General features: G+C 58.6%; 4 protein-coding genes. 1 reads left to right on the forward strand and 3 read right to left on the reverse strand.

Annotation, left to right across the window (positions count from 1 at the left end; genetic code table 11):
• Positions 1–188 precede the first annotated feature (188 nt).
• A complete protein-coding gene (locus ACN0SW_RS20055; RefSeq protein WP_417729668.1) occupies positions 189–1,619 on the forward strand; it encodes an MFS transporter in 1,431 nt (476 codons plus the stop codon).
• A 48-nt stretch (positions 1,620–1,667) separates the two neighbouring features.
• Here ACN0SW_RS20055 and ACN0SW_RS20060 read toward each other — a convergent pair whose 3' ends face one another.
• The 3 genes from ACN0SW_RS20060 to ACN0SW_RS20070 all read right to left on the reverse strand — a co-directional run.
• Positions 1,668–3,905, reverse strand: coding sequence for a M3 family metallopeptidase (locus tag ACN0SW_RS20060; protein WP_417729669.1), 2,238 nt, complete (start codon positions 3,903–3,905; stop codon positions 1,668–1,670).
• 171 nt (positions 3,906–4,076) lie between these two features.
• Entirely contained in the window at positions 4,077–4,925 is an 849-nt protein-coding gene (locus ACN0SW_RS20065; protein ID WP_417729670.1) for a phosphodiesterase, read from the reverse strand.
• A gap of 27 nt (positions 4,926–4,952) precedes the next feature.
• Positions 4,953–6,409: cytochrome c3 family protein (locus tag ACN0SW_RS20070; protein ID WP_417729671.1), on the reverse strand; the 1,457-nt coding region annotated here is incomplete at its 5' end.

The following is a 6,409-nucleotide window of genomic DNA, read 5'->3' on the forward strand; positions in this document are numbered from 1 at the left end:
AGCAACAGAAGGGCGTGCCGTTCGATCGACGGCGCGCCCTTTTTGGTTTTTTGGTGGGTGACAGTCATAATGCCGGTAACCGCGCTCCGGTTTAACCGAACCGCGCATATATTACCGTAATTTCCGTAGCATCAGACGACCTGTTGTGCGACGCTGGCGCCAGTGTGAACAACCAAGAGCCCGCCCCCTTGCACCTGACCCTGCCCAACCGACTGTCCTACGGCCTCGGCGGTGCGGTTTATGCGGTCAAGGAAGCGGCCTATATCATGTTCGTCCTGCTGTTCTACACGCAGGTCGTGGGGCTCAGCGGGACCGCAACGGGGATTGTGCTGTCGATCAGCCTGTTGTGGGATGCGGTGTCGGACCCGATGGTGGGCAGCTGGTCCGACCGGTTCAAGAGCCGCTGGGGACGGCGACATCCGTTCATGATCTACAGCACCGTGCCGCTGGGGCTTGGCTTTGTTGCGCTGTTCACGCCGCCGGAATTTGTGCTGGGGAGCCAGCTATGGCTGGCGGGGTGGCTGCTGGCCTGTTCAATCTGGATCCGCACGGCGCTGACCTTTTTTTCGATCCCGCATTACACACTGGTCGCGGAAATCACCCAGGACTATCACGACCGCAGTGCCCTGATGGGCCAGCGTACGGCATTTCTGTTTCTCACCACGCTGCTGCTGCCGTCCACCTGTCTCTATTTTCTGTTTGACCAAGGCGCTGGCGGCGATGGCCGGTTTGTTGCCGGCAATTACGCGACCTACGGATGGCTGTCGGCGCTGATCGTCTGGATCACCGCGACGGCGTGCATCGCCGGCACCTGGAAGTTTATCGGCCATACCCATATCGACCCCAGGCGTGCGCCGTCCACGCCCGGATTTCTGGGATTGTGGAGCGATTTTCTTTCAACCTTCCGGAACCGAAATTTTCGCAACGTGCTCTGTTACGATCTGGGCGCGACCGCATCCTATGGCATCACGGTTGCGCTGAATATCATCTTCTGGACCTATTTCTGGGAACTGGACGCGACCGAGACCGGGCTGGTGCTTGGCCTGTCGGTGCTGATCGCGGTGCCGATCGCGATGGTCTTTCTCAAGACAGTCGGCCGGCGGATGCCCAAGCACGATATCGTCAAATGGGCGGTCGCGATCATGCTGCTCGACTTGTCCTGGCCCTATCTGCTGCGGTTTCTCGAGCTGATTCCGGACAATGGCCATATGCTGATATTCGCGATACTGGTCATCCAGAACGCGATCTTCATGAGCTTCTTCATATTGCGGATCGTTGCGATCACCTCGCTGACCGCCGACCTCACCGATGAACATGAGGCTGAAACCGGGCTCAGGCAGGAGGGCGGCTTCTATTCGGTGCTGCAGTTCACCTCCAAGCTTGGTGGTGCCGTGGGGCCGCTCTATGGCGGCTTCGCTCTGGATATCGTGGGGCTGGAAGAGGGGATGAGACCCGGGGCGGTCGAACAATCGGTGCTCAATACGCTGGTCGGGATTGGCGCCGCCGGAATCGTTCCTCTGATGCTGATCGCGTTTTTCTTCACCTTCCGCTTCTCGATGACCGAGGAACGGTTGCTGCAAATTCAGGCTCTGATCGCCCGGCACCGGCGGCGCGAATAAAAAGGGGGCCAAGAAGCCCCCTTTTCAGTCGTCCGTGATCGCAGCAGCCTATTTTGCCGCGTCAGCCTTGCTACCCGCATCCGCGCTCTCACCCGGTACCGGGAAGCCACGCTTCTTGAGGATATATTTGACCTCCGGATCGCGGCCGCGGAATTTGCGATAGGCTTCGCCGCGGTCGGTTTCATTGGCCGTGCTCAGGACGATCGAGCGGAAGCGTTCGGCGGTGTCGGCATCCCACGGGCTGCCCGCTTCTTCAAAGGCTGCCCAGGTGTCGGCATCCATCGTTTCCGACCAGAGATAGCTGTAATAGCCGGCCGAATAGGCGTCGGACGAGAACAGATGGTTGAACTGCGGCAGACGGTGCCGCATCACGATCTCTTTCGGCATGCCGATTTCGGTCAGCGTCTCGCGCTCGAACTTGTCCGGGTCGGTGACCGGGGTTTCGCGGTTGTGCAGCTTCATGTCGACAATCGCACTCGACAGATATTCAACCGTGGAAAAGCCTTCGTTGAAGGTTTTCGACTTGTTGATCTTGTCGACCAGTGCCTGCGGCATCGGCTCGCCGGTTTCGGCATGTTTGGCGTAATTGTCGAGAATATAGCGGGTTAGCAGCCAATTCTCGTTCACCTGACTGGGATATTCAACGAAATCACGCGGCGGACCGGCGAGGCCCGGATAGGTGATGTCATAGTTGAGATAATGCAGCGCATGACCGAATTCGTGGAACAGCGTCGAGGCATCGTCGAGGCTGATCAGCGTCGGTTGCCCGTCGCCGCCCTTGACGAAATTATTATTGTTTGACGCCAGCACATAGCGGTTCTTGCCGCCGAGATCATATTGGCTGCGATAGGTGGTCATCCACGCACCCGAGCGTTTCCCTTCGCGGGCATAATTGTCGAGATAGAACAGACCGACCAGCTTGTCGCCGCGCTTGACCTCAAAGGTCCGCACTTCGGGGTCGAATACCGGAACGGTTCCGGTGTTCTCTGTGAAAGTCATGCCGTAAAGCTTGCCCGCCGCATCGAACATCGCGTCGACCATATTGTCGAGTTTGAAATAGGGTTTGATCTCGGCGGAATCGAGGTCATATTTCGCCTTGCGGACCTTTTCCGCGTAGAAACGATAGTCCCAGGGCGCGATGGTGATATCAGCGCCTTCCTTGTCAGCAACCGCCTGCATGTCGGCGACCTCTTCCTTCACCCGGGCGACCGCAGCGGGCCAGACCTTCATCATCAGCTCCATCGCCGCTTCCGGCTCTTTCGCCATCGTATCGGCCATGCGGTAATGGGCATGGGTCTTGAAGCCCAAAAGCTTCGCCCGGTCGGCGCGCAATTTCAGGATTTTGGCGATGGTCGCGTTGGTGTCATTGTCGTCACCATTGTCACCGCGATTGATATAGGCGTTATAGACTTTCTCCCGGAGATCGCGACGAGTCGAATTCTGCAGGAAGGGCTGCATCACCGAACGGGTATTTTTCAGCGCCCAGCCGGTCTTGCCCTGCGCCTCGGCAGCAGCCTTGATCGAGGCGACAAAGCTTTTCGGCAAGCCAGCGAGATCCGCTTCGTCGGTCAGATAGATATAGGTTTCTTCATCGGCGAGCACCTTGTTGGAAAAATCGTTGAATGCTTTCGACAATTCGGTGTTCAGCGCGATCAGCTTTTCCTTGTCCGCGCCTTTCAGCAAAGCGCCATCGCGTACCAACTGTTCGTAATTGCGCTCGACCAGCCGCATCTGCTCATCGTCCAGACCTGCGGTTGCGCGGCCGTCATAGACCGCCTTGGTTTTTTCGAGCAATTTGGGATCGAGAGTCAGTTCGTCAAAGAAAGCGGAGACTTTGGGTAACCATTCGCCTTGAATTTCACGTACTTCTTCGTTCGACAGGTTGCTGCTATGCACGCCCCAGATCGCAAAAAGCTCGTTGGCGTCATTGCCCGCGAGTTCCATGGGAACGGTGAAATTTTCAAAAGTCGCGGGCTCGGGATTGTCGCGGATAGCGACAACCTCTGCCTTGACCTTGTCCATGGTCGCCTGAAAAGCCGCCGGAAAGTCGGAAACCTTGACCTTGTCCCAGGCCGGCACGCCGTCATAGGGGCCGGTCCAGGGCTGGAGCACGCTATTCTCGCTGATATCAACCGGTGCGGATTGCATCGCGCTCATTCTGTTCAATTCGGCTGTTGTCATTTTTTTTCCATGATGGTCGGCGAGAGCGGGTGTCGCGGTCGCGCCGATCAGCGCGGCGCTGGACACGCCCAGAAAGATTTTACGGGTGGATATCGTGAATCGCATGTATATTTCTCCAAATGTGGGATCCGCTATCGCGGGTCGCCCTAAAGCGCCCGAAGCGCAGTTGGGGACCGTCTACCCAAAGCTGAGCGGAAACGCAAAAAAGGTTGCGCTGGAAATCAATTATTAGACGAACGACTGTTTATTGCCGATGAACGACATCAAAAAATGTGGCTATTCCGGTCTCTCGGCCAGCAGAGCGCGCACCAGCGGCTGCAGATTCTCGTCATAGCGGGCGAGCATCACATGGTCTTCCGCATTTTCGAAATGGCTTACCAATTGACGGCCGTTCCAATAATGCAGGGCAATGGCCGGCGGGTCGGCGCCGATCATATTGCGGCCATCGGGACGTTCGGGATCAATCGGGTTCAGATCGAGCGCGACCTGCGGTGCGGTCGAGGCACAGATCGCCAGACTGATATCCCCCCACCAGGTGGAAATATTGCGGTGCAAATGGCCGGTGATCATGCCCTTGACCTGATCATGGCCCGCCACCGTATCGGCCAGCCGGGTGACCCATGGCTCGTCCGGATGGGTGGTCATCCACTCTATGCCGCTTTCCACGGGCGGATGGTGCAGGATCAGGATCGCCGGTTTGTCCTGCTTCTCCGATAGTCTGGCGGACAGCCATGCGGCACGGGTTTCGCAAAAAGCGCCACCGTGACGCCCCTCTTCCAGCGTATCGAGAAACAGCAGACGAAGTTCGGGCGTATCAACCTCATATTGGACAAAGCCGTCCGCCGCCGGAACGTCGGGAAATTGCTTGCGGAACGGCGCCCTGAGATCGTGGTTGCCAAGGCACATGTGAACCGGAAAAGGCACCACGGAAAGAGCGGTTTCAAGCCGCCTATAGCTTTCCTGATCGCCGCGATCGACGAGATCGCCGGTTGCCAGCAAAAGATCGGGCTGCGGGGTCATCGCGCAAATCGTCTTGATCGCCTGATCGAGCCGCTTGCGGTTGAATTCTGCCGGATTATCCGGGTCGAAACCCAGGTGGATATCCGTGACCTGCGCCATCAACATGGACGCCCTCCCCTTTTTTCCTCTGCCCTATTGCCGGGCAATCTGTTTCTCCGGCTTTACCTGTTTATCTTTCTGCTGTTCCCTGATCAGCCAGGGCGCGCCCTCATCGGCGTGATAATCATGGCACATGGCGCATGTCGACGGCACGTCGGACGTTTGCTGGAATTCTCCGCCATGACATTCGCGGCAGGTCTTGATTCCCGGCAGCAGCAGATCCGTGGCCTGCCTGGAGGCCGGCGCATTGTGGCAGCTTTCACATTTCTCTTCGATATGGGCGTCATGGCTGAACCAGCCCTTTTGCATATAGCGGTCGGTCTGCGTCACCGGCTTGATGCCATAATCCACCCGCCCCCGGGCTGTCGGCGGGGTAACGCCGTGACAATCGAAACAGGCTCCGCCGCGCGAGAATACTTCGCTGATCGCCATATTGGCGCGACTCGGCCGGAACCGGACGGCGCGGGCATAGTCGCTGGCGACGCGGATTTCGTTGTTTTCGCCCGGACGGCGGCGCGTCATCCCGCCAAGATTGATCGGCCGGCTTGGTCCGGTGGAACGATAATAGGCTCTGAGATCGGCCTGAACCATTGCCGGTTCGCCATGCCGCAAGGTCCGCACGGTGCCGCCTATCTCATCAAAGGCGAGGCTGTGGCACATGCTGCAGTCTTCCTTCATATCGACCGGTTCAAAGCGCACGCCTTTGGGATCCGGCGTGTGGCAATCCTTGCAGACGAGCGAGGGTCCGAATCCAAAGTCTTTCGACAGTCTCCGCCCCATTTGCGCGACACCGCCGGTCTTCGCCAGATGCAGGTTATGGGGGAATTTGAGGCCATTATATTCGGTCGGCTTGTCATCGAGCGAGACGCGCTTGCGCGGCGGGTTCTTGCCGCCCGGGCTGAGCAGCACGGCCGGCCGGAACTGCGGATGTTCGATGCCGAAGTCCGACGCATTTTCCAATTTTGTGTCGGTCAATCGTGCATCCATCCCGTTATGACAATCCGCGCAGAATTTCTGCGCAGTGGGTTCCATAGCACCGGCCCCCTCATGCTCGCTGTGACATTCGACACACCTGCCCGGGGGCTTGTTGAAGGCAGAGGCAAAAGCGGCACCGATTTTGCCGAAACCTTCCGGCGCACCGCGCGCGGTCAGCAGCCGCGGCTTGGCGGCATGGTCGTGCGCGTCATCTTCGTGACAGGTGAGACAGGTCTTGTCCTGCACCGTGACAAAGGCGTCGACATGACAGGCCTGGCAATCTTTCTCGAGTCCGTGATGCGCGTTGCTCAGCGCGCCGGCCGACCACATGGTGTCGGCGTGGAACTGGTCGGGCCGCTCCTCGACCCCGCGCCAGGTCGCCCAGGTATAGATCGGCCAGACAAGGAACGCGGCCAGCACCAAGACGATGAATCCCCAGGCGGTAAGGCGCTTGCCCGGCAACAGACCCTTGAGCGTGTAGAGCGTTGTTTCGCTGCGCGTTTCGGCGGAATCGG

This window comes from Roseovarius sp., assembly GCF_048262375.1.
Taxonomy (GTDB): domain Bacteria; phylum Pseudomonadota; class Alphaproteobacteria; order Rhodobacterales; family Rhodobacteraceae; genus Roseovarius.